General features: G+C 56.4%; 2 protein-coding genes. Both read right to left on the bottom strand.

Annotated features, from left to right (window positions below; all coding sequences use genetic code 11):
• The coding region (locus tag ACERLL_RS17710; RefSeq protein WP_373657422.1) for a WD40 repeat domain-containing protein at positions 1–1,769 on the bottom strand (1,769 nt) is incomplete at its 3' end.
• Positions 1,770–1,884: 115 nt separating this feature from the next.
• Entirely contained in the window at positions 1,885–2,166 is a 282-nt protein-coding gene (locus tag ACERLL_RS17705; RefSeq protein ID WP_373657423.1) for a CHAT domain-containing protein, read from the bottom strand.
• Between the last annotated feature and the right edge of the window lie 100 nt (positions 2,167–2,266).

Here is a 2,266-nt window from a genome sequence, read left to right as displayed (position 1 = left end):
GCGCCGTGCTCGCTGGCGTCGAAAAACCCCTCCGGCGTCCAGGCCACCCACTCGCCGTCCCGGGTCGGGAAGATGGTTACCAGCAGCTCCCCCGTGGCGATCTCCCAGAGGCGGATGGTTTGGTCCAAGCTGCCGGAGACCAGCAGGCGGCCGTCGGGGGAGGGCGCCACTGAGGTGACATATTGAGAATGGCCGACGAACTCGTGCAGCTTCTCCCCGGTTCGGGTGCTGTAACTGGCGATATAGCCATTCCGGTCGGCGCTTATTACCGTATCCCCCTCGGGGGTAAGGGTTAAAGCTGTATGGGCCGTACCTTCCCGCTGGTTTCGGTCGATTCGCTGTACCCGGCTTCCAAACCGCCAAATCTCCACAACATTTGTATCTTCTTCGTTAATTTTTAGTTTGGTACCTCCTGCCTGCTGGATTCCCCGTTGCCACCCTGTCTGCGATACCACGGCACTGCGACTCCCCGAAGGGTTCTTCGGGAGGGGGAGGAGAAAGCGGCTTTGTAACGTTTGCTGCTGTGTAAAACGATCAAAGGAAGAACCTATTTCTTCCGACCAAGAAATAGCATTCCCCTCCTCCGAGAAAGCGACCGCAGTAGAATTTCCCGGAGACGCTTCCTGGATTAGGGGACGCCGCTTTCCCGTTTTTGGATCCCAAAGCTGGATAACCCGCTTTTTCCGTACCCCCATAGGTCCTGCTGTAGCAATAATATCTCCTTGGGGAGACCATTCAAACTCCGTATTTCCGCCTAGAATTCTCGGGGGATCCTTAAAAATTTTTCTTAAATGGGAACCAGGGAAAGAGTAAGACTCAAAAAACCATTTTACAAAACCAAACTTTCCTTCCTCTGTATAATTAAAACGACCAGAAATAAAGTTCTTCCCATCAGGAGAAAGAGAGAACATCCCCGCTATATAATCACTGCCCCCTTTAATAGCAAATTTTTCATCCAGTTCCCCCGTATAAACATCCCAAACCCCAAAACCGGTACTGCTACCAGATCCATCATAGTTAGTAATCAGGTGCCTAGAATCAGGAGTAAAAGCGAGGGAAAATGTATCTGACCTTTTTCCTAGGGAAAAAGTCCTTTCCCCGGTACGGGCATCCCACAGTTTCGTTGCACTACCAAAATAGCCGGTAGCAATATAATTTCCATCATGACTAAATAAGACGTCTCTTATTGGATGATCATGCCCATGCAGCACATGCCGGACACCTCCGGATTCCAAATCCCACACTCGGGCGGTTTCATCCTCACTGCCCGAGACCAGATAGCGACCATCGGGCGAGAAATCCAAATCCCATACCTCGGCAGTGTGGCCCTGGAGCACTTTCGCCACTTCCCCCGTCTGCGCATCCAAAATGCGGATGGCATGGTCCCAGCAGCCCACCGCCAATTGCTCGCCGTCCGGAGACAGCGCCCCCGAGTACAGCTTGCCCTGCTCCCCCGACCCGCGCTGCAGCCGGAACACCCGGCGCCGCTCCCGACTGTCCACATCCCAGACCTGGACGGTCTTGTCCTCGGACACGGTATACAGAATCTCTCCGTCCGGTGAGAACATAAGGTCGGCAACAGGGGACTGGTGCGCCCCCGTATCGATCACCAACTGCGGCGGCCACTTTTCCAACTGGGCCTCCAATTCCGCAGGCGTGGGCGTTTGCGCCTTGCCTGCATTGGCCCAAACTGCCGAGCCCCAGAGGATCCCGAGAACCGAACATCCCAGGGACAGAAGTGTGGCTAGAGTGGAATGGTACTTTCGCATGGTTCCTCCGGGAGGTCGGAAACCTCAATCACTGTGTGGGGGGAAGAAAAGTCTGGCGGGACAGACCTTCGCCATCATGCTGATAAACGGCTTTTATTCTGTCTCTTTAGCACTGTCAATGCCCCAGAGTCATCAGGATGAAGGGCGACCAGAAATACGCCCCGGCGTTTTCCGCCGGTGCCTCGGCGTCCTTGGCCTTCAGGGGCCGGGTAGGGCGGTTTCCTTCCAGTTTTTCCTGACGCAGCGCCACGGTGGCCGCGGAGTCCACTGGCCACAGCGAAGCCACTACGCCTTGTATGCCCGCGGTGAGGAAGGCCCGACTCACCCCCACCAGGCCCTCGCCGGCGATCTGCTCGCCGTTGCCGGTGCTGCAGGCGGACAGCACCGCCAGTCGGATGTTCAGGTCGAATCCTTCCTTGCCCCTACCGCACCCCGATGGGGAAGCTCATGCCCCGCAGGCTGCGCTGCGGCACCTGCTCGTAGCCGAACTCCTCGTA

The sequence above is a fragment of the Thiohalorhabdus sp. Cl-TMA genome, from assembly GCF_041821045.1.
Lineage (GTDB): Bacteria > Pseudomonadota > Gammaproteobacteria > Thiohalorhabdales > Thiohalorhabdaceae > Thiohalorhabdus > Thiohalorhabdus methylotropha.
The sequence above is the reverse complement of the archived record's forward strand: the minus strand, read 5'-3'. Positions and strand labels throughout refer to the sequence as shown.